Origin of the sequence: Mucilaginibacter litoreus, assembly GCF_042676805.1 — a bacterium.
Classification (GTDB): Bacteria; Bacteroidota; Bacteroidia; order Sphingobacteriales; family Sphingobacteriaceae; genus Mucilaginibacter; species Mucilaginibacter litoreus.
The window spans coordinates 1-20291 of the sequence record NZ_JBHTHZ010000003.1; the positions used below are offsets into that span (position 1 = coordinate 1).

Consider the following 20291-nt stretch of genomic DNA (forward strand, 5'->3'; position numbering starts at 1 on the left):
CAGGATCATATTCCTTAAAGACTACCTTGCCTCCCATGCCTTTAAGTTACAAAAAATACACCTGAAACTAAAAGAAGCTGCCCTTTTGAGACAGCTTCTTTTTGTTTTATGTTTTTTCCATAATCCCATGTAAACTATTGTTAAAACATTTTTTCATATTATGAATTATTATACCTATTGAAGATCAATTAAAATTAGGCTTATGAATTCATTGCTTTATGTTATTGCCGCTATACTTATTATTGGCTGGGCAATTGGTTTTTTTGTTGCAGCAGTTGGCAGCTTTATTCATTTATTATTGGTACTGGCCATTATAGTACTTTTGTTCAGGATCATTCGCAGGCCAACCGCCGTTTAGATTCCCTCGAATCCTTAATTTATATGCTCTTATATTAAGTAAAGCAAAGATGAGAATTCCATTTACACCACAGTTGCTGGGCGACCTTATAGAAAAGGGATATACCTATATGCTGGCCAGCAGTAAATCGGATGAGCAAAATGCCGAAACCACACATATCATATTATTACCTGTACGTGAAAAGCCAAGACTTACTGATTTGCCGGAAGGTTTTGAAACATTTTACAAAATAACCCGCGAACCTTTGCAACTTGCATGTGGTATTGAGGGTGTAGTTGTAGAAGTTGAATATGCAACTCAAAATCCGTCCTTAACAGAGAGTGATGTATTTGAGGATAGCTATTTCCGGATGAGCGAGGATTTTTTTCACCAGGTACTGGATAGCATTGAAGATTATGTTGTTTTCACAACAGACAAAAACGGAGATGTAAATAGCTGGAACACCGGAGCTGGAAAGATTTTAGGTTACGCCGAAGCGGAAATTATTGGACGTAACAGTGAGATTTTTTTTACAGCCGATGACCGCGCCGAGGGGGCACCACAAACTGAATTAAATTTAGCAGCAAAAGATGGCAGGGCCATTAATGAGCGTTATCATGTACGTAAGGATGGTAGTTTATTTTGGGGCAGCGGATTGGTTTTTCCTTTATTTGATGAAGCTAACCGTCACCGTGGGTTTACAAAAATAATGCGCAATCTGCGTGAGCGTAAAGGGGCAGAAACAGAAGGATCGCCAGAATAACAAAAGCCGGTTTTGAGCCGGCTTTACTGTTTGAATATTCTGTTTATCGTTTTGTTACTTTTCTTAGTTTTAACCTCAACAACGCCATTAGCGCCGTCTTTTCCATATAGAGCAATTGCTGGTTTGTCTTTTAAAACCGTTATGCTTTCAATGTCGTTAGGGTTAATATCATTAAGAGATTTTTTCAATACCGTTTTGCCATCGACCACATAAAGTGGCTCTGGTCCTTTACTTTCCCGTAAAGTTATCCGTACGGGTTTGGAAGTTGTGTCGACTAAGGGATTAGCTTTTAATTCATTGGCAGGTACATAACCTGTCCTGGTATTTTTATCCTCATCAGGCGCAAGGGCAAAGTTAATAGGTACAGTATACTGTGTCCGTACAGCGTGTCCGTCTTGTTTACCCGGGGTCCATTTAGGAGATGCGCCCATTACCCTCAAAGCTTCGTCGTCAATATCTTTCCGTACTCCTCTTATTACTTTCAAGTTTGATAGTGCCCCATCCTCTTCTATTATAAAACCCACAATCACTCGCCCCTGAATATTGTCATTACGTGCAGACTTAGGATATTTAACACTATGTGAAACGTATTTGCTAAATGCATCCATGCCGCCCGGAAAGCTAGGAAGCTCCTGTACGGCAGAGTAAGCTGGTTCGTTTTTTGGTTGCGCTACTTGTGCCGAGCCTTTGGCAAGCGAGAAACTTACCGGAACAGTATATTGCACCCTAACTGTGTGCCCATTTTGCTTGCCGGGGATCCATCTGGGCGAGGCTTTTAAAACCCGGATGGCTTCTTCATCGGTACCGGTGCCTAATGATCTTACTACTTTAATGTCCGACAGTGAACCATCTTCCTCAACAACAAAAGTTAAAACAGAGCGGCCTTCCACTTTACTTTTTACCGCCTCGGCAGGGTATTTAATGTTTTCAGACAGATATGCTTTAAAGCCGGCCTCCCCGCCCGGAAAAGCTGGTGCATGTTCTACAGCGCTAAAGACCTGATTTTTACCATCGGGTATGGTATCGGAACTTGCAGGTAATTTATCTTTCTTGAGGTCATAACTAACAACAGCACTGCGATAGGAGGTATCATGCAGCGTGAACTCAAAAGCCTGCTCTGCTTTTTCATGAATAATATTAACCGCTTTGCTATCGCTGATAGTTGCCGATGAGAGTATCATCATCAATATAAATAATGGCGCTGATAAACCATATTTAATAAGTTTAATACGCTGCGATTTATTTTTGTGTAGCATCATGATCCGTTTTTTTAGTAAGCTATGGTTGAAAAAAGGATTAACTAAATGGTGTGTGGGGGCTTCAAAAGTTTGGCTTAGCAGCAACAAGGCATAGTCTGCCTTATTGGTGCCGGCATCAAGCGTATGCTTATCGGCTATGTATTCATGTACATACTTTATAGCATAGCGATAAAGGTAAACTATAGGGTTAAACCAGTTGATGATCATAACAGCTTCGATCACCAGTACATCGGCAGAGTGAAACTGCCTGGCATGCACCAGTTCGTGGTTATGTATCACCTCCTGTCCGTCTATACCCTCGCTAACTTTTATTTTACTAAAGAATGAATAAGATACTCCTGGCGACGGATCATTAATCACTTTACGAAGCATTACCAACTGTATAATCAGCCTTATAAACAGGCACAACACCCCAACCGTGTACAAAACCGTCAAAACCTCTCCTACCGTTACTGGATTATCTTTTATAGGGGCTATGTCTGTAACCGAGATAGCATTACTTCCGTAAATAGTATATTGCACCTTCTTAGTGATAAACAGGTCCTTTACCCAATCGCTTTGTATCAGCGGTATAAAAAAGGATAAAATGGACGACCCTACCAGGTACAGACGATTGAGCTGAAAAAAGGTCTCGCGGCGTAAAAGCAGGGTATAAAAGCCGTAAAACAGGCACAGGTAAATATTTACCAGCAGTAAGTAATGCCACCAGTTCATAGCTATTTATCTTTTAATTTTTCAATCAGTTTCATAATCTCATCAGCTTCTTTCAGATTAATTTTCTCCTTTTTTACAAAAAAGGAAAGTATCCTGTTCACGGAGTTATCAAAGTATCCGCTTAGCAGTTTTTCAGCAGCGAAGTTTTTATATTCATCTTTGCTGATCACTGGGTAGTATTCATGGCTTTTACCAAACGCGGTATGGTCAACAAAACCTTTAGTCTCCAGTATCCTTATTATGGTTGATACGGTGTTGTAAGCGGGTTTGGGTTCGGGCAATACATCTAATACATCTTTTACAAAGCCTTTTCCCAACTGCCATAATACCTGCATGATTTGTTCTTCGGCCCGGGTTAACTCTTTTATATCCATTTATTTACACTTTATTAAGTACGTTGATACTAAGGTAAATTTTAATAACCGCATATGCAACTAAATTTTTAGTTTATTTTTAAATAAACTTTATTTGTTCTGTACGGTTGTCCAAAACAACATAATCATAAATGGAAATAATTTTTCACGGCGCTGCCCGTAATGTTACCGGAAGCAAACATGTATTGCAACTTAATGATGGTACAACCGTTTTGCTGGATTGCGGTATGTTTCAGGGTCTTGGTGAGCAAACCGAAGACATGAATGAGCACTTTGGCTTTAATCCTAAAAAAATAGATTATCTGATACTTTCACACGCGCATATTGATCACTGCGGTTTAATACCACGCCTGGTTTACGAGGGCTTTGAGGGTACTATTTTTTGCACCGCAGCAACTATGGACCTGGCCCGTATCCTGCTTATGGACTCGGCCAAAATTCAGATGCAGGATGTAGAGTACAGCAACAGGCAGCGCGAAAAACGGGGGCAGCCAATGCTTGAAGCCCTTTATACCGAAGAGGATGCAATAGCTGCTATGCGCCTTTTTAAAATTGTTGATTATCATGAGGAGTACGAGATAACCCCTCGTATACGTTTTAATTTTACCGATGCAGGCCACGTACTGGGCAGTGCTGCCGTGCACATCACAGTGTTGGAAGATGGAAAAGAAACACGCATTACTTTCAGCGGTGATGTTGGCCGTTATGGCGACATGATACTGAAAAACCCGCAGACCTTTCCGCAGGCAGATTATATTTTACTGGAATCGACCTATGGCGACAGCCTGCACAAGGATATTGGCCCTATTGAAGATGCTTTGCTTGACGTTATTAAAGAAACGTGCGAGCGTAAAAAAGGGAAGGTAATTATACCTGCCTTTAGTGTTGGACGGACCCAGGAATTGTTATTTGCGCTTAACGCGCTGGAACTTCGTGGCGACCTGCCGGATGTGCCTTATTATGTGGATAGTCCGCTCTCGGAAAAAGCTACCCAGGTATTGAAAGATCATCCAGAAGAGTATAATAAGGGTGTAAAAGAGATTTTAAAGGTTGATGCTGATCCGTTTGCTTTTAAAGGCTTAAAATTCATTGAATCTACAGTTGAATCAATAGCGCTGAATGACGATACCAGGCCTTGTGTAATCATATCTTCATCAGGTATGGCTGAGGCCGGCAGAGTGAAGCATCATATCAAAAATAACATCAATAATGCTAAAAATACCATATTGATGGTGGGCTATGCCGAACCTAACTCGCTTGGCGGCCGTTTAGCCCGTGGTGAAAAGGAAGTGCACATATTTGGAGAACCTTACCAGGTGAACGCCAATGTACGGTCGATAAAAAGCATGAGCGCCCACGGCGATTATGAGGATCTGCTGCGTTTTGTATCCTGCCAGGATCCTAAAGAGGTGAAGAAGGTTTTCCTGGTACACGGCGAATATGAAGTGCAGCAACGCTTTGCCGAAACCTTAAAAGAAAAAGGCTTTACTGATATAGAGATTCCTTATCAGCACCAAAAGATAGTGTTGGAATAAGCGTAAGCTATTCTTCGTATTTCTTTTTCTTGCTGCTTTCAGGAGCTTCGGCACCTGCAACACATATCACAAACTCGCCCTTAATCGGGTGAGTTTCAAAATATGTTTTAACTTCTGCCACCGTGCCCCGAACGGTCTCCTCAAACATTTTCGTTAGCTCACGCGATACGGATAGCTGCCGGTCGGCGCCAAAATAGGTAGCCATTTCTTCCAGCGTTTTCAATAACCTGTGTGGCGACTCGTAAAGAATAATAGTACGCTCTTCTGCCGCCAGGAATTTATAGCGTGTTTGTCGGCCTTTTTTGAGAGGTAGAAAACCTTCAAAGCAAAATTTATCGGTTGGGAAGCCCGAGTTTACCAGTGCGGGCACAAAAGCGGTCGCGCCGGGCAGGCATTCAACGGCTATATTAAATTTAAGCGCTTCGCGTACCAGATAAAAGCCGGGATCTGATATGGCAGGCGTACCTGCGTCTGATATCAACGCAATGGTTTGTCCTTGAAGCAAAAACTTAATAATCTCGTTGCTTGATTGATGCTCATTATGCTGGTGATGCGCAAACACCTTATTTTGGATATCAAAGTGTTTAAGCAAGGGTGCCGAAGTGCGTGTATCTTCGGCCAGTATCAGGTCGGCCTCTTTTAATACACGAATGGCCCTGAAAGTAATATCTTCCAGATTGCCTATAGGTGTTGGCACTAAGTAAAGTTTGCCGGTGCTGTTTTGGCTCATGTTATTGTTTGTCGATAGTCCATAGCATAAATTTGGTAATGAAAGCTACTATCGTCCTTAATTCGATGCACCAGAAAAACTATCGACCATCGACTATGGACTATGGACTAATTTATATCTTTGCCTCAAAATTAAATTAAATGCTGCAAGTTAGTTATATCCGCGAAAATCGGGAGAATGTTTTGGAACGTTTGGCTGTAAAAAATTTTAAACAACCCGAATTGGTTGATGAAGTGATTGGTTTGGATGAAAAACGCCGCCAGACACAAAACCAGTTGGATAACGTTTCGTCGCAAGCTAATGCAGCAGCTAAGCAAATTGGCGAATTGATGCGTACCGGGAAAAAGGATGAAGCAGAAGCTGTTAAAGCGAACACCGGTAAGTGGAAAGAAGAGATCAAACAACTGAATGAGCAGCTAACAGTGCTTGAAGCTGATTTGCAGGATAAACTTGTGCTATTGCCTAACCTTCCGCATGCATCTGTACCTAAAGGCGTAAGCGCCGAAGATAATGAAGTGGTGCTGGAGAATGGTGACAAGCCCGAACTGGCTGCCGACGCATTACCACATTGGGAACTGGCGGCTAAATATAACCTGATTGATTTTGAATTAGGCGTTAAGATAACCGGCGCGGGTTTCCCCGTATATAAAAATAAAGGAGCCAAGCTGCAGCGCGCGCTCATCAACTTTTTTATCGACGAAGCTGAGAAAGCCGGCTATCGTGAAGTAAGCGTACCACTGATGGTAAACGAAGCATCGGGCTTTGGTACCAGCCAGTTGCCGGATAAAGAAGGTCAGATGTATTTTGTGGGTCTGGATAATCTTTACCTTATCCCCACTGCCGAAGTTCCCATTACTAATCTTTACCGGGATGTTATCCTGCAGGGCGAAGAATTGCCTGTTAAAAACTGCGGGCATACACCATGCTTCCGCCGCGAGGCTGGTTCTTATGGGGCGCACGTGCGTGGCTTGAACCGCCTGCATCAGTTTGATAAGGTAGAGATTGTGCAGGTAGCACATCCTGATAAATCCTACGAAGTGCTGGAAGAAATGAGCAACCATGTGCAGGGTTTACTGCAAAAACTTGGCTTGCCTTACCGTGTATTACGCCTTTGTGGTGGCGATATGGGTTTTGGGAGTGCACTTACTTATGATATGGAAACCTGGAGCGCCGCACAACAACGCTGGCTGGAGGTATCATCAGTATCTAATTTTGAAACTTTTCAGGCTAACCGCTTAAAGTTGCGCTTCCGCAATGCAGAAGGTAAAACACAGCTTGCGCATACCTTAAATGGCAGCGCTTTGGCACTACCACGTATTGTAGCAACCCTGCTGGAAAATAACCAGACCGAAAAAGGTATTAAAATACCTGAGGCGCTTGTGCCTTACACCCGCTTTGAGTGGATAGATTAATGAGCTTATAAAGGAGCAACAGCCTTCACTACAATATACGGAGAGAGGGCTTTACTTTCTATGGGAACCAGCTTGGTGAAAGCCTTGCCGACTACCCATATAGCTTTTACAATGCCTTTAGCTACACTGGTTTGCTCCGATTTGTTCTCCAGCCATACCGTAAATTTACCGTGGTAGTAGGTTTCTATATCTTTTAAGCCCAGCGCCTGGCAACTACTGCCCAGCAGGTTCAGGTCCATGCTGCTGATGTTGTGCTTATCGTAATTTTCTTTGTCAAAATTTTTTTGAACCCAGCCGTTAACACTTTTAAAATTGGGCAGCGTAATAAAAAGGGTACCGCCCGGTTTTAAAAACTTCAGGTGTTCATTGATGATGAATTGGGTGTCATGAAAGTGCTCTATCAACCCAAATGATAACACCATATCGTATTTATCTGCCGGCTGATAGGTAAACAGGTCGGTCTCGATGATATCTATATCGCCCGATTGCAGATCATTAGCTGCAAGAAGTTGATTGATTAATTCCGGATGTATAAAATAATCGAGCAGGGTGGTTTTTAAATGCTGATACTTTTTAAGATAAATAGAATAATAGCCTGGAAAGCCACCAAGCTCAATGGCGTTTTTAATGCCTTTTTGGGCTATCAGTTTTCCAAGTATATCGCCAAAAACGTAATTGGGCTTAATTTTAAATATAAGCCCTTTGCGTGATTCCCAAAACGATTTCCAAAAGGAGCGGTCGGTTAAATTATTGTCCATTAAATATTTACTATTTGGGCTGCCGCCTCAACCTTGTTTAAAATACGCGCCGGGTTACCAACGGCTATGCAATTATCGGGCAGGTCTTTAACCACCACAGCCCCTGCACCTATTGTTACATTGTTGCCGATGCTGATATCGCCTATAATACATACGTTTGCGCCCACATCAACGTTATTCCCTAAACGTGGACACAGGCTTAATGTGCCGTCGGCCAGTTTTTTATGCCCAATGGTTACGCCGTTACGCAGGGTGCAATTATCTCCCAAAACAGTTTTATAATTCACTACCAGGCCCTGCCCATGGTAAAATATCAAATTTTTACCTGCGACAAGTTTTCTTGGCAACTCAATACCTAAATTCCATTCTACAAAAAAGCGGTAAAACATCAGGTACGGAAAGAAAATAATCTTCAGCAGTATGTAGCGGTTAATGGCATTCACCAGCCTGAACATAACCAGCACCAGCCGTGCTTTTACATTACCACGGTTAACTTTCCAATCCTGAAATATGTAGGCAAAAAAGCTCATTCAATTTAAAAAGCATTAAACGTGATTTAGGCACGAATAAAGCAATCAAAAGTAAAATTTTTATTTTAGTATCATTATACTTGCCCCGATAAATGAAGGTTGCATTAATAAACACATCCGATGCCGGAGGGGGAGCCGCCGAAGCTTGTACACGTTTGCTTAAAGCCCTTAAGCAGCAAGGTATTGAAGCAACCATGGTTGTTCAACACAAAACGCGCGAACAAGATAGTGTGATAGGCGTTAATGACAGTTTTTGGGGCAAGTTAAGAGAGAAGTTTAATTTTCTGTGGGAACGTATACCATTCATCCTGTTTTACGAACGCGAAAAAGCCGTACGTTTCGCTTTTTCAACTGCGCCAAGTGGAACTACCATTCATAACGCAAAAGCAATTAAGGAAGCGGATATTATACACCTGCACTGGACTAACGCGGGCTTCTTATCTATCAGTGAAATAAAAAAGCTTTTAGCATTTAATAAGCCCGTAATATGGACCCTGCATGATATGTGGGCTTTTACCGGCGGCTGCCATTACTCAGGCCCGTGCAGGTATTTTGAAAATCAATGTGGTAATTGCTACTTTCTGCGTAACCCGCACGATGATGATATCTCTCATGACGGCTGGCTGCGTAAAAGCCGGATGTTTGCAGCCGCTAAAAATCTGCAGGTAGTTACCTGCAGCCACTGGCTGGGCGAACAAGCTATGAAAAGCACTTTATTAAAAGGCTTTATGGTGAAGGCGATACCTAACCCGATAGATACTGATTTTTTTGCACCTAAGCCTCAAAACAAAGCAAGGGAAAAATGGAAGATCAGCGTATCGGCCAAAATTATCCTGTTTGGCGCGGCCAATATTAACGATCGCCGCAAAGGGATTACCTTCTTGGTAGATGCTTTGCATCACCTGAAGAGCACCGCCAATGATGATAATATAGAAATTGTGATTTTTGGCAAGAATAAGCACTTTGATGTTTCAGCCCTGCCTTTCCTCGTGCATCAGTTGGGTATTATTAAATCTCCTGCAGAACTGGTTGAGATTTACAGCATGGCGGATGTTTTTGTGTCACCTGCGGTTGAAGATAACCTGCCCAATATGATTATGGAAGCGATGGCTTGCGCAACACCTGTTGTTGCTTTTGATACCGGCGGGATACCAGACCTGATAGACCACCGGGTGAATGGTTACCTGGCCAGCTTTAAATCGCCGGAGGATATGGCCAAGGGAATTAGCTTTTTACTTTCTGAAGAAAGCACAGGCTTTGCGGAAGCGGCCCGCGACAAGGTGAAGCGGGTGTTTAATAATAAAAAAGTAGCCGGTGAATATATCTCACTGTATCAATCGGCCCTAAACCATACAAGCGCATGAAGCCCGTGTTATCCGTTATTACCATTGTTTACAATAACGTTCGGGATATTGAGCGTACATTGTTATCTGTAATTCATCAAACTTACAGCCACATTGAATATGTTGTTATTGATGGCGCTTCTACCGATGGTACGCTGGATATCATCAAAAAATACGAAAGCGGTATAGCTAAACTCATCAGCGAAAAAGATAAGGGTATTTACGATGCCATGAACAAAGGGCTTGCCCTGGCAACAGGAGATTATGTAATATTCATGAATTCCGGTGATGAGTTTTATGCTCATGACACGGTAGAAAATGTTTTTGCCACTGCCGAAAATACCGACATTTATTATGGCGAAACAGAAATGGTGAATGACGCAAGAGAGAGCCTTGGCCGTAGACGCCATAAAGCCCCGGAAAAATTTACCTGGCGCAGCTTTAAATACGGTATGAGTGTTAGTCATCAGGCTATTTATATTAAACGCTCACTGGTTGAACCTTATGACCCACGTTATAAGCTCAGTGCTGATATCGACTGGATACTTAAGGCAGCAAAAAAAGCCGCCAAGATTGTGAAGGTTGATGGCTATGTAGCCAAATATCTGGTAGGGGGTATGTCAAAAGCCAGGCACCGGCAAAGCTTGATGGAACGCTTTGATATCATGAAACTTCATTACGGGTTAGTGCCAACAGTATTTAATCATGTTGTGATTGCTTTTAACCTTGGCTGGTATTGGTTGCTGAACAGAAGGACCAATGATTAATGCTTTACTATCATTTGCAAATAGTAAATCCAAAAGAAAAGGCGATGTGTACTCATCGCCTTTTCTTTTGGATTGTAATACCTTAACCTTTTTTAACTTCAGGCTGTTTCTTTTTACGCTCGGTATAAACAGCGCCACCAAGGGCTAATATCAGTAACACCGAACCCGCAAGTGAAATGTTCTCGCCGGTGTAGTAGGATGTAGGGTGGAATATAAATTCAATTTTATGGTTACCTACCGGGATAGTAGCTGCGCGCAGCAGGTAATCGGCACGATAGTATGGCTGCTCAACGCCATCTATCAGCATAGTCCATCCTTTATCGTAATAAATTTCAGAAAATACCGCTACCTGGTTGGCGGTAGAGCCTGTTTGGTAAGTTAAATGCTCCGGTGTGTAACTGGTAAGCTTAATAGTAGCATTGGCATCGTAACCTAATGGTTTTGCCTCCACCAGCTTTTTGTAGCGCTCATCTATCATCGCCTCATCTTTAGGAGAAAAGCTGCTGATCGCGACCATCTCTTCATCGGCATCTTTTACATACTTTACGCTTTTTACAAACCATGCATTACCACAGGCGGTTGAGTTGGCACGCATGCTGGCAGCACCGGTTTTAGGGTCTGGAGTAATAATGTATTTGGTGTTCAGCATATCCAGTACATCCTGGTTGATGCTTTTGGTAAACTGGTTTTCCATCAGCTCGTCAAAACGGCGAAGCCTTGCAGAGTGGAAGCCACCTACCGTTTTATAAAAATAAGACGAGTGTGAATCGCGGAATGGATCCTGAAGGGTAAGGTCCATTACCCTGAAATTCGGGTCTTTGTCGCGCATAATAAACTCATCTATCTCACGCGGTACATAAGCTTGGTCAATCAGGCTTCGGTCAACAAAGGTGTCGTCTTTCAGGTAACGTTTGTCAACGCTCCACATATCTATCAAAACAATACCCATAAAGGCAATAGCAGCAAATGTGGTATTGATTTTTTGCTTGATCAGGATATAGATCAGGCCGAATGCCAATGCGATAAAAATCAGTGTACGGATAGCGTCCTGCCTTTCCAGTGCCTGGCGGTCTTCAATGAGTGCGTTGGCAACAGAATTTGCCATACCGGTATCGCCTCTGAATGCCTGGGAAAGCGCATTTACAAAATTTTGATGTTCGGTAGATTTAAAGCTCAAGAAAATACCAGGCAATATGATCATTAATAAGGTTAGCCCACCGCTGATGTAAAATGCCAGTTTGGTTTTGTCCCAGATATACTTTTTATCAGGATTGATATATACCTCATTAAGTGCCAGGAAAGCAAGTACGGGAAAGCATAATGACGCGATAACCAGTGTCGACTCAACTGCACGGAATTTATTGTAAAGCGGGAAATAGTTAAAAAACAAATCTGAAAGGAATGGCAGGTTTTTACCGAACGATAAAAATACGCTTAACAAAACAGCGCCTAACAACCACCATTTGATACGGTTTTTAACAATAATTAAACCCAGCACAAATAGAAAGAACACTATAGCTCCAAAATACCATGGCCCACTGGTGCTTGGTTTGTTCCCCCAGTATAAAGGTATCTGGCTGGCAAACTGTTGTGCTTGTCCGGCGTCTACGCCTTTTTCCATCAAAGCTTTCGCCACCTTTGAATCTTGCCCGGCTGTAGTACCAGAGCCGCCGCCATAAGCATTAGGGATAAAGAAGGTAAACACTTCTGTTACACCCTGGCTCCAGTTGTAGGCATAATCTTTATCAAGACCGGTGCTTGCCTCGGTTTTTTCACTTTTTAAATTCGGTTGCCCGCGTATGGTGTACTTACTGTATTCATAGGTAGTCCATAAACTGCCGGCGTTAACCAGCACGGCTAAAATGGTACCGGCAAACAAGTAAGCTATGGCTTTAAAAAACGGCCTGTTTGCTTTGGTTTTTATAGCGTGATAAAGCTCTATGAACACTAAAATAATGATTGCCAGTAACAAATAGTAGGTCATTTGCACGTGGTTGGAGCGTATCTCCATGGCCAGGAAAAAAGCAGTTAAAGCAGACCCTAAAATATAGCGGCCGCGCAGTGTCATGATTATACCTGCAACTATAGGGGCAAAAAAAGCAATGGCGTAAGCCTGGTTGGCGTGGCCGGCCTCAATATATATAAAGTTATATGACGAAAAAGCAAATGCAATTGCACCTGCTGCTGCCAGCCAGCGGTTTAAATTTAAAGTGCAAAATAGCAGGTAAGCACCAAACAGATATAATAAAACGGTATCAACCGGATTTGGAAAGATGACTTTTAAGCCATCAATAACGTAAGTAGTAAGGTTTTTTCCATATTTAGCCCATATCTGGTAACTTGGCATACCGCCAAACATCTGGTTGGTCCATAATGGTGCATGACCAGTTTTTTCCTTAACATCCATTATTTCTTTTTGCATGGCCTTGGCCTGCAAAACGTCGCTCTGGTACAAAACTTTACCTTGTAAAATTGGGCTAAGGAAATAGGCATAAGTTAGTACAAAGAAAATGGCCGCAACTATAAGATGCCCGCTATTACGCTTGATCCAGTTATTCATTTAAACTCTTTTAGGGAATAATATAATGTTAAAATCTTCCAAAAATAAAAATTTGGCCGAGATTAAAGCGATAAGTTTTTAACAGATCAGCAGTTATGCGGCTGGTCGCGAAAATAAAAGAAAAGAAAAACCATGAACAGGATGCTGGCCACATAAATAATTCCATTAAGCCAGGTATACTCATCAGGGTTGCGGCGAATGGTATAAACGTTGTACAGCGCAAGAACGGCAACAACTCCCCAAAAGTAATTATTAACCGTATTGCAGCCGGTAAAAATTTGAATAAGTACAGCCAGTACAATACAGTTAGTAATAATTAAAAGTACTGTTGGTGGCGTGTTATTGTGGTTGCGCCTGCGTTTATATATTCCCTCGGGCAGCATAGACTATTTAATTTCCTCGTAATCTACAAATTCTCCTTCAGTGTCTGGGACAGAATTTTTTTTAGGCTCGGGCATGTGATCGATACGGACCTTACCATCTGGCTGGCGCTGCTGATAATTTTGTTGCTGGCGAGCCTGTTCCTGCGCTTTGTTAACTACGTTTTGAAACAGCATCGGCAAAAATATACGCACCAGGCTACGGATGATATATAAAGCACAGATTGATATGATCAGGAAACGAATTAATATCATTTTTAAATTTTTGTATTACAAATATAAACATATAACGAATTATTTGTTTGGATAGTTTACCGGCCCGGTATCACCCGGGCAAGTGAAGAGACTGAGAATGGGCGAATAGGACCTTGTTAGATAGTGATCCAGTTGAACATAAAAAGATTTTTCAATTCATTCAAGCGATAGTTCCTCTTAATGCCTCCTTCAGATTTCAGTTAAACCATCTATACATCTGCTCATTTGCATATTTGCAAATCAACTAAACTTCTCTTCCATCATTTTTTCAAGCGCAAACATTTCGTCGCGCAGTTTGGCTGCAAGCAGGAAGTCCATGTTTTTGGCAGCGGCAACCATATCCTTGCGTGTATTTTCTATTGATTTTTTCAAATCGGCTTTGGTCATGTACTGCACAATCGGGTCGGCAGCCAGAGTTGCAACCTCAGTTTCCACATAAGCCTGTTGTACACCGCTTTTAAAGTCAACAACCGATGTCTGCTCCATGATCTCGGATTTTGTTTTGCCCACTGTTTTAGGCACAATGCCATGCTCTTCGTTGTATTTGATCTGTTTCTCACGGCGGCGGGCAGTTTCTTCAATAGTGATCTGCATCGATTCGGTTATCGTATCGGCATACATAATTACCCGGCCCCTGTCATTACGGGCGGCCCGGCCTATCGTCTGAATCAGTGAGCGCTCCGACCGAAGGAATCCTTCTTTATCAGCATCCAGGATGGCTACCAGTGAAACTTCGGGCAGGTCAAGACCTTCCCGTAGTAGGTTGATACCTATCAGTACGTCAAATTCGCCGAGGCGTAGCCCGCGCAGTATTTCCACCCGCTGCAGGGTTTTGACTTCCGAGTGTATATAACGGCATTTTATACCAAGCCTATCCATGTACTTGGCAAGTTCCTCAGCCATGCGCTTGGTGAGGGTGGTAACCAGTACACGGTCACCGGCCTTTATGGTTTTGTCTACTTCGTCCAGCAGGTCGTCTACCTGGTTAATAACCGGGCGAACGTCAATCAGCGGATCCAACAGCCCGGTAGGGCGTATAACCTGTTCAACCACTACACCGCCAGATTTTTCCAGTTCAAAATCTGCAGGGGTAGCGCTCACATAAATGGTTTGCGGCGCCAAACGCTCAAATTCCTGAAAATTAAGCGGGCGGTTATCCATTGCTGCAGGCAGACGGAAACCATAATCAACCAATGATATTTTTCGTGATCTGTCGCCACCGTACATCGCACGTATCTGCGGTACGGTAACGTGGCTCTCATCTATCACCATCAGGTAATCTTCCGGGAAATAATCCAGCAGGCAGAACGGGCGCATGCCAGGCTGGCGGCCATCAAAAAAGCGGGAGTAGTTTTCAATGCCGCTGCAATAGCCCAGTTCGCGTATCATCTCCAGGTCGTAATTAACCCTTTCCTCTAATCGCTTGGCTTCAATAAAGCGCTGATCATCTATAAACTGCTTTTTCCGCACTTCCAGCTCTTCCTGTATAGCCCAGATAGATTGCTGAAAACGCTGTCGTGGCGCAACATATAAGTTGGCCGGGTAAACCACCATGTGTGTGGTTTTCTCGATGGTTTTCCCGGTGGTAATATCAAACGAGCTTAGTTCTTCAATATCATCCCCAAAAAAAGATATCCGGTAGGCATAATCCAGGTAAGGCGGAAAGATATCAACCGTATCACCTTTAACCCGAAAGGTTCCACGCTTAAAATCGGCAGTGGTACGCGCGTATAGTATTTCAACTAAACGGTGTAAAAAAGCGTTGCGGCTAATGCGGGTACCAACGGCAAACTTAAATACCGAAGCTGCAAAGTCTTCGGGGTTGCCCATACCATATATACAGGAGATGGAGGATACTACAATTACATCACGGCGTCCGCTCATTAAGGCCGATGTTGTGCGCAATCGCAGTTTCTCTATTTCCTCGTTTATCTGGAGGTCTTTTTCTATATAAGTATTGGATGAGGGGATAAAAGCCTCGGGCTGATAATAGTCGTAATAAGAAACAAAGTAGTTTACGGCATTGTCCGGAAAGAACTGCTTAAACTCACCATACAGCTGTGCAGCTAATGTTTTATTATGGCTTAATATTAATGTTGGTTTTTGTGTTTGTTCAATAACATTGGCAATGGTAAAGGTTTTACCAGAGCCGGTAACACCCAGCAGGGTTTGGAAAGGATCGCCGTTGTTTACCCCTTCAACCAGTTGTTTAATAGCATTAGGCTGGTCGCCGGTAGGTACGTATTGAGAGGTTATTTTAAAATCCATGCGTTTAACAAAAATACGGATTAAACAATTAGTAAATCAGCAGTTAGCAATTAGTGATAACGATTTTGACTGTGCAATGTTCGTTGCGTTTAATGACAACGGTATGTCAGCAGGGGTTGACTACCCTTCAATTAACCTCTCGAGAGGAAAGGACTTTAAAAACTTCCTTTTCATTGAAAAAACTTGAATCTCCACTCTTTGTGTAGCAGAGAGGAGAGGGGGATAAGTCGACTAATTAACATTGAAATACTTATCTTTAAACCATGCCTTCAACACAGCCGTTTATACTCAACAAAACTAACAGCATCGCTAACCAGTTCCTGGCTGAGTTACGCGATGTAAACATTCAGCAGGATAAGTTTCGCTTTCGGCAGAACCAGGAGCGGCTTGGTGGTATTTTAGCGTATGAAATCAGTAAAACTTTAAAGTATACCCCCGCAGATGTACAAACGCCCCTGGGTATTGCTAACGTAAACCTGCCGGTAGAACAGCCGGTAATTGCTGTAATTATGCGTGCAGGTTTGCCCTTTCACCAGGGCTTCATGAACTTTTTCGACCGTTCGCCGGCTGCATTTATAACAGCCTTTCGGAAGGTGAAAAAAAGCGGTGATTTTACTATTCAATTGAACCACATCTCCAGTCCAGACCTTGACGACAAAGTAGTGATTATGTGCGATACCATGTTGGCTACCGGGCAAAGCGTTGTGATGGTATGTAAGGAGTTAATAGCACAGTATAACATTAAGGCCCTGCATATTGCAGCAGTTATTGCCAGTACAGAAGGTATTGCCCACGTACGTGCCAACCTGCCAAAAGCGCAAATATGGACCTGCGCCGTAGATGAGGAAATGACCAGCAAAGCTTATATAGTACCGGGCTTAGGTGATGCTGGCGATCTGGCGTTTGGTGAGAAAGCTTAATAAGATTTAAGATGCACGATTTTAGATTTACGATTTGGTAATGGTACCTTTGCCTTATGCCACAATCTGAAATTGTAAATCGTGATTCTAAAATCTACAAGCATATTTTCTTCGACCTTGACCATACCATCTGGGATTTTGATAAAAATGCCGAAGAAACACTGCATGAACTTTACGGCGTTTACAAACTCAGGGGGGTTGGCCTGCACTCGGCCGATCTGTTTATTGAAACTTATACACGAAACAACCATAAGCTATGGGCGCAATATCATTTGGGTGAGATAACCAAGCTGGAGCTTCGCGACGCCCGGTTTAAAACTACTTTTATGGAACTTGGCCTGCATCCCGATTTGATACCCGCCGATTTTGAGGATGCTTATGTAAATCTTTGCCCCACAAAAACCAATCTCTTTCCTCACGCGCATGAAACGCTGGCCTATCTAAAGGGTAAGTACACACTGCATTTGATATCCAACGGGTTCAAAGATTCGTCGCAGCTAAAGATCAATGGCTGTAATCTGGGTGAGTATTTCGCAAACATCATCATATCTGAAGATGTGGGTGTTAACAAGCCAGATCCGCAGATATTTCGTCATGCTATTGAGCTTGCAGGCGGTACTATCGAAGAGAGCGTTATGATAGGCGATAGTATAGAGGCCGACATCAGGGGCGCCATGGGTGTTGGTATGGATGCCATATATTTTAACCCTTTCCATTTAGATAAACCCGCTGATGTTACTTTGCAGATACATCATCTGAAAGAGTTGACGCAGATTCTATAGGAGACTTTAGTTTGGCGTACTATAATAAGATGAATTGGTCAACAAGAAAAACGTTAGACCCCCTTGGATCAACAACGATTAGGAGATTGCTTTTCCTAATGAGGTTTTTTAAAGAGTGCTCGGACAACCTTAACGCAACCTTCCTTAATGCGGCATTGGCAGATTGCGGGTAGCACAGGCACTGCTTTACTACTACCTTCCATAGCAAGCTGGCGCAGCCGCGACTTTTCTTTTTCGTTCTTTTTCTTTTGAGAGAAAAGAAAAAGAACCTCCACTAACGATGATATTGACTATTGCCTTTCCTAACGAAGAGCAAATGAATAGATGCTTATCAGCGATTTAGCATAACAGATAAATAGATAACAGATTGAGCAGTAAGATATAAAGTCGATCCCTTTTCTTATCTTTAATACATGAACACCGCAAAAGAGCGCCGGGCTATTGACGAAGCACTGAACAATTATCGCAGTATGCTTGATACCATAAACGACGAGCAGTTTACTCAAACTCCATCAGGCGGAGGCTGGAGCTATGCCGAGGTTTATGATCACATATTGAGATCTACACTTGGCGCCAGCATTGCGCTTGAACGTTGCACGCATAATAACGGCCAATCTGCAAAGGGAGGGCTTACCCTTATGGGGCGGTACATGCTGCTGATGGGTAGTTTTCCGCCATTTAAAACCAAGGCACCCGCCGAACTGGAAGACAGCGTGAAAAAGATCGATAAGGAAGAAGCCAGAAACCTTATTATTAAGTCGCGCAAGCGGATTGATGGTATAACTGATAAAATTAAAGATGCTTTGCCGTACGCTCGCTACAAACACCCGCGCATGGGAATGTTAAATGCGGGGCAATGGTTAAAGTTTATCCGCATACATTTGGAGCATCATTTGAAACAATTAAACCGGATAACGAAAAGACTTTAAATTTTAACTATTCATATGTCTTTTCACAATCGGTTGCGCTTTGTTAGTTGTTTTTTATACTTAATATCATTAACTCAAAATGCTTTTTGTACTGAACTTGACTGCATCAAATCATTTTGGTGTTTGATAGGTGGATGTTTCAGCTTTTTATTGGGAGGTGCAGCTATAACATGGTTTGCTAATCCTTTGATATTTCTTTCGTGGTATTATTTAAATAAAAACATCAAAGCGTCTTTATATATAAGTTTTGCCGCTTCAGTTATGTGCTTGTCATTCTTGTTGTTCTTCAAACGAGTGATGATAAATGAAGCTGGTCAATATAGTATAATTATTTTTAATGGTTTTGGCTATTGGCTTTGGGTTACAAGTGCGCTAACAATGGTTATTGGGATTTTATTTACTCATATTAGTGTAAGAAGTCAATAAAATAAATAATCTACACTTACAAGTCGCATACCTTTCATTACATTTTCATAATCGCGTTATACTTTTATCAAAATGTTGTTTTTGCTCGATGTAAAGAGAGTAAAAAAATATTTGCTGTTAGGGCGTAACCTTTTACATTTAATGCAGTCTTAACATTATAATAACTTGATTGCCCGATATTTGTATAAAATAAGGAAAGATGAATTTTGAATTTGCTTACTTGTTTGTAATAGGATTACTGGTTTTGCTCGGTGCATTCTATCTAAGCCCTTACGAACTAAAGGTTAATGAAGACGACGAGGAAGAAAAATCTTTCTGAACCGCCACCCGCAAACCAGCGTTTATGAATTTTAGGCCACGTAATTTTTAATGGCAAAACGCGAAGTAGATATAGTTATCATATCTGATGTGCACCTTGGCACATATGGCTGTCACGCCAAAGAACTCCTTAAATATCTTAAAAGTATAAAGCCAAAAATGCTTATCCTGAACGGGGATATCATTGATATTTGGCAATTCAGCAAATCATACTGGCCAGAAACCCACATGAAAGTAGTGCGCCGTATTTTAAAATTTGTTACCGATGGTGTACCGGTATATTACCTTACCGGTAACCACGACGAGATGCTGCGCAAATTTACAGATTTTAACCTGGGCACTTTTCAGTTGCTGGATAAAATAGTGCTGAATATTGACGGCCGAAAAGCATGGATTTTTCATGGTGATGTATTTGATGTTACCATGCAGCACTCTAAATGGCTGGCAAAGCTGGGCGCTGTGGGCTATGATACTTTGATACTGATCAACAGCTTTACCAATTGGTTACTTACCAAAATGGGCAAACCTAAAATGAGCTTTTCGCAAAAAGTAAAGGCCAGGTTTAAAGATGCTGTTAAGTTTATTAACCAGTTTGAGCAAACGGCTGCCGATCTGGCCGTTGAAAAAGCTTACAGTTATGTTATCTGTGGGCATATTCACCATGCGGAGATACGCCAGATACAATCGACCGAAAAAAATGGTTCGGTGCTTTACCTTAACAGCGGCGATTGGGTGGAAAGCCTTACCGCTTTAGAATATCACAACCGTGAGTGGCGTATTTTTAAATACAACCCCGACGACTTTAAGCAGGAAACCGAGGACGATGACCATACCGACGCGGAAGACCTTGATGCCAAGTTGGACGTACGTGTACTGTTAGAAAGATTTAAGCAGGAAACGCATTAATACTTTGTACTGATAAAAAGTGGTT

20 protein-coding genes are annotated in these 20291 nt (G+C 42.3%); 11 read left to right on the forward strand and 9 right to left on the reverse strand.

The window, feature by feature from the left end; translation table 11 throughout:
• The first annotated feature begins 202 nt into the window (after positions 1-202).
• Both ACFQZX_RS05850 and ACFQZX_RS05855 read left to right on the forward strand, forming a co-directional pair.
• Positions 203-358, forward strand: coding sequence for a lmo0937 family membrane protein (locus ACFQZX_RS05850; protein ID WP_377112491.1), 156 nt, complete (start codon positions 203-205; stop codon positions 356-358).
• 49 nt (positions 359-407) lie between these two features.
• On the forward strand, positions 408-1100 hold the full coding sequence (locus ACFQZX_RS05855; RefSeq protein WP_377112493.1) for a PAS domain-containing protein: 693 nt from the start codon (positions 408-410) through the stop codon (positions 1098-1100).
• 23 nt (positions 1101-1123) lie between these two features.
• Here ACFQZX_RS05855 and ACFQZX_RS05860 read toward each other — a convergent pair whose 3' ends face one another.
• Positions 1124-3073, reverse strand: coding sequence for a TonB family protein (locus tag ACFQZX_RS05860; RefSeq protein ID WP_377112495.1), 1950 nt, complete (start codon positions 3071-3073; stop codon positions 1124-1126).
• Positions 3074-3075: 2 nt separating this feature from the next.
• Positions 3076-3447 (reverse strand): BlaI/MecI/CopY family transcriptional regulator, encoded by a 372-nt coding sequence (locus ACFQZX_RS05865; protein ID WP_377112497.1) that lies wholly within the window; start codon positions 3445-3447, stop codon positions 3076-3078.
• A 131-nt stretch (positions 3448-3578) separates the two neighbouring features.
• On the opposite strand from ACFQZX_RS05865, the gene ACFQZX_RS05870 reads away from it, so the two are divergent.
• On the forward strand, positions 3579-4982 hold the full coding sequence (locus ACFQZX_RS05870) for an MBL fold metallo-hydrolase RNA specificity domain-containing protein (RefSeq protein WP_377112499.1): 1404 nt from the start codon (positions 3579-3581) through the stop codon (positions 4980-4982).
• Positions 4983-4989: 7 nt separating this feature from the next.
• On the opposite strand, the gene rsmI is transcribed toward ACFQZX_RS05870, so the two are convergent.
• On the reverse strand, positions 4990-5712 hold the full coding sequence (gene rsmI / locus ACFQZX_RS05875; protein WP_377112502.1) for a 16S rRNA (cytidine(1402)-2'-O)-methyltransferase: 723 nt from the start codon (positions 5710-5712) through the stop codon (positions 4990-4992).
• 140 nt (positions 5713-5852) lie between these two features.
• Here rsmI and serS point away from each other — a divergent pair, with 140 nt between their 5' ends.
• Positions 5853-7124: a serine--tRNA ligase gene (gene serS, locus ACFQZX_RS05880; RefSeq protein WP_377112505.1), complete on the forward strand. Its 1272-nt coding sequence runs from the start codon at positions 5853-5855 to the stop codon at positions 7122-7124.
• Positions 7125-7129: 5 nt separating this feature from the next.
• Here serS and ACFQZX_RS05885 read toward each other — a convergent pair whose 3' ends face one another.
• Positions 7130-7882: a class I SAM-dependent methyltransferase gene (locus tag ACFQZX_RS05885; protein WP_377112508.1), complete on the reverse strand. Its 753-nt coding sequence runs from the start codon at positions 7880-7882 to the stop codon at positions 7130-7132.
• Positions 7882-8412 (reverse strand): serine acetyltransferase, encoded by a 531-nt coding sequence (locus ACFQZX_RS05890; protein ID WP_377112510.1) that lies wholly within the window; start codon positions 8410-8412, stop codon positions 7882-7884. The genes ACFQZX_RS05885 and ACFQZX_RS05890 overlap by 1 nt, the downstream gene beginning before the upstream one ends.
• A 92-nt stretch (positions 8413-8504) precedes the next feature.
• On the opposite strand from ACFQZX_RS05890, the gene ACFQZX_RS05895 reads away from it, so the two are divergent.
• Together ACFQZX_RS05895 and ACFQZX_RS05900 are read left to right on the forward strand one after the other, a co-directional pair.
• On the forward strand, positions 8505-9776 hold the full coding sequence (locus tag ACFQZX_RS05895; protein WP_377112513.1) for a glycosyltransferase family 4 protein: 1272 nt from the start codon (positions 8505-8507) through the stop codon (positions 9774-9776).
• On the forward strand, positions 9773-10522 hold the full coding sequence (locus ACFQZX_RS05900; RefSeq protein WP_377112516.1) for a glycosyltransferase family 2 protein: 750 nt from the start codon (positions 9773-9775) through the stop codon (positions 10520-10522). The genes ACFQZX_RS05895 and ACFQZX_RS05900 overlap by 4 nt, the downstream gene beginning before the upstream one ends.
• An 82-nt stretch (positions 10523-10604) precedes the next feature.
• On the opposite strand, the gene ACFQZX_RS05905 is transcribed toward ACFQZX_RS05900, so the two are convergent.
• The 4 genes from ACFQZX_RS05905 to uvrB form a co-directional block, all read right to left on the reverse strand.
• Entirely contained in the window at positions 10605-13082 is a 2478-nt protein-coding gene (locus ACFQZX_RS05905) for a YfhO family protein (RefSeq protein ID WP_377112519.1), read from the reverse strand.
• An 86-nt stretch (positions 13083-13168) separates the two neighbouring features.
• The gene (locus ACFQZX_RS05910; RefSeq protein WP_377112521.1) at positions 13169-13465 is read right to left on the reverse strand and encodes a hypothetical protein; all 297 of its coding nucleotides are present in this window, start codon (positions 13463-13465) and stop codon (positions 13169-13171) included.
• Between the two features lie 3 nt (positions 13466-13468).
• On the reverse strand, positions 13469-13717 hold the full coding sequence (locus ACFQZX_RS05915) for a DUF4834 family protein (protein ID WP_377112523.1): 249 nt from the start codon (positions 13715-13717) through the stop codon (positions 13469-13471).
• 240 nt (positions 13718-13957) lie between these two features.
• Positions 13958-15985 (reverse strand): excinuclease ABC subunit UvrB, encoded by a 2028-nt coding sequence (uvrB, locus tag ACFQZX_RS05920; RefSeq protein ID WP_377112525.1) that lies wholly within the window; start codon positions 15983-15985, stop codon positions 13958-13960.
• A gap of 263 nt (positions 15986-16248) precedes the next feature.
• Here uvrB and upp point away from each other — a divergent pair, with 263 nt between their 5' ends.
• The 5 genes from upp to ACFQZX_RS05945 all read left to right on the forward strand — a co-directional run bounded on the left by upp (position 16249) and on the right by ACFQZX_RS05945 (position 20266).
• The gene (gene upp, locus ACFQZX_RS05925) at positions 16249-16905 is read left to right on the forward strand and encodes a uracil phosphoribosyltransferase (protein WP_377112528.1); all 657 of its coding nucleotides are present in this window, start codon (positions 16249-16251) and stop codon (positions 16903-16905) included.
• Between the two features lie 56 nt (positions 16906-16961).
• Complete coding sequence (locus ACFQZX_RS05930) at positions 16962-17687, forward strand: YjjG family noncanonical pyrimidine nucleotidase (protein ID WP_377112530.1); 726 nt, start codon at positions 16962-16964, stop codon at positions 17685-17687.
• A 413-nt stretch (positions 17688-18100) separates the two neighbouring features.
• Positions 18101-18616, forward strand: a complete 516-nt coding sequence (locus tag ACFQZX_RS05935; RefSeq protein ID WP_377112533.1) for a DinB family protein — start codon at positions 18101-18103, stop codon at positions 18614-18616.
• A gap of 15 nt (positions 18617-18631) precedes the next feature.
• Positions 18632-19042: a hypothetical protein gene (locus ACFQZX_RS05940; protein WP_377112535.1), complete on the forward strand. Its 411-nt coding sequence runs from the start codon at positions 18632-18634 to the stop codon at positions 19040-19042.
• A gap of 369 nt (positions 19043-19411) precedes the next feature.
• The gene (locus tag ACFQZX_RS05945; RefSeq protein WP_377112538.1) at positions 19412-20266 is read left to right on the forward strand and encodes a UDP-2,3-diacylglucosamine diphosphatase; all 855 of its coding nucleotides are present in this window, start codon (positions 19412-19414) and stop codon (positions 20264-20266) included.
• Positions 20267-20291 lie beyond the last annotated feature (25 nt).

Excerpts from the sequence above, each read along its gene's own strand:
- ACFQZX_RS05890 (WP_377112510.1), bottom strand. The coding sequence starts at position 8,412 with ATGAGCTTTTTTGCCTACATATTTCAGGATTGGAAAGTTAACCGTGGT.
- ACFQZX_RS05935 (WP_377112533.1), top strand. The coding sequence starts at position 18,101 with ATGAACACCGCAAAAGAGCGCCGGGCTATTGACGAAGCACTGAACAAT.
- uvrB (WP_377112525.1), bottom strand. The coding sequence starts at position 15,985 with ATGGATTTTAAAATAACCTCTCAATACGTACCTACCGGCGACCAGCCT.
- ACFQZX_RS05885 (WP_377112508.1), bottom strand. The coding sequence starts at position 7,882 with ATGGACAATAATTTAACCGACCGCTCCTTTTGGAAATCGTTTTGGGAA.
- rsmI (WP_377112502.1), bottom strand. The coding sequence starts at position 5,712 with ATGAGCCAAAACAGCACCGGCAAACTTTACTTAGTGCCAACACCTATA.
- ACFQZX_RS05915 (WP_377112523.1), bottom strand. The coding sequence starts at position 13,717 with ATGATATTAATTCGTTTCCTGATCATATCAATCTGTGCTTTATATATC.
- ACFQZX_RS05855 (WP_377112493.1), top strand. The coding sequence starts at position 408 with ATGAGAATTCCATTTACACCACAGTTGCTGGGCGACCTTATAGAAAAG.
- ACFQZX_RS05850 (WP_377112491.1), top strand. The coding sequence starts at position 203 with ATGAATTCATTGCTTTATGTTATTGCCGCTATACTTATTATTGGCTGG.
- upp (WP_377112528.1), top strand. The coding sequence starts at position 16,249 with ATGCCTTCAACACAGCCGTTTATACTCAACAAAACTAACAGCATCGCT.
- ACFQZX_RS05860 (WP_377112495.1), bottom strand. The coding sequence starts at position 3,073 with ATGAACTGGTGGCATTACTTACTGCTGGTAAATATTTACCTGTGCCTG.
- serS (WP_377112505.1), top strand. The coding sequence starts at position 5,853 with ATGCTGCAAGTTAGTTATATCCGCGAAAATCGGGAGAATGTTTTGGAA.
- ACFQZX_RS05895 (WP_377112513.1), top strand. The coding sequence starts at position 8,505 with ATGAAGGTTGCATTAATAAACACATCCGATGCCGGAGGGGGAGCCGCC.
- ACFQZX_RS05910 (WP_377112521.1), bottom strand. The coding sequence starts at position 13,465 with ATGCTGCCCGAGGGAATATATAAACGCAGGCGCAACCACAATAACACG.
- ACFQZX_RS05905 (WP_377112519.1), bottom strand. The coding sequence starts at position 13,082 with ATGAATAACTGGATCAAGCGTAATAGCGGGCATCTTATAGTTGCGGCC.
- ACFQZX_RS05930 (WP_377112530.1), top strand. The coding sequence starts at position 16,962 with ATGCCACAATCTGAAATTGTAAATCGTGATTCTAAAATCTACAAGCAT.
- ACFQZX_RS05940 (WP_377112535.1), top strand. The coding sequence starts at position 18,632 with ATGTCTTTTCACAATCGGTTGCGCTTTGTTAGTTGTTTTTTATACTTA.
- ACFQZX_RS05900 (WP_377112516.1), top strand. The coding sequence starts at position 9,773 with ATGAAGCCCGTGTTATCCGTTATTACCATTGTTTACAATAACGTTCGG.
- ACFQZX_RS05865 (WP_377112497.1), bottom strand. The coding sequence starts at position 3,447 with ATGGATATAAAAGAGTTAACCCGGGCCGAAGAACAAATCATGCAGGTA.
- ACFQZX_RS05870 (WP_377112499.1), top strand. The coding sequence starts at position 3,579 with ATGGAAATAATTTTTCACGGCGCTGCCCGTAATGTTACCGGAAGCAAA.
- ACFQZX_RS05945 (WP_377112538.1), top strand. The coding sequence starts at position 19,412 with ATGGCAAAACGCGAAGTAGATATAGTTATCATATCTGATGTGCACCTT.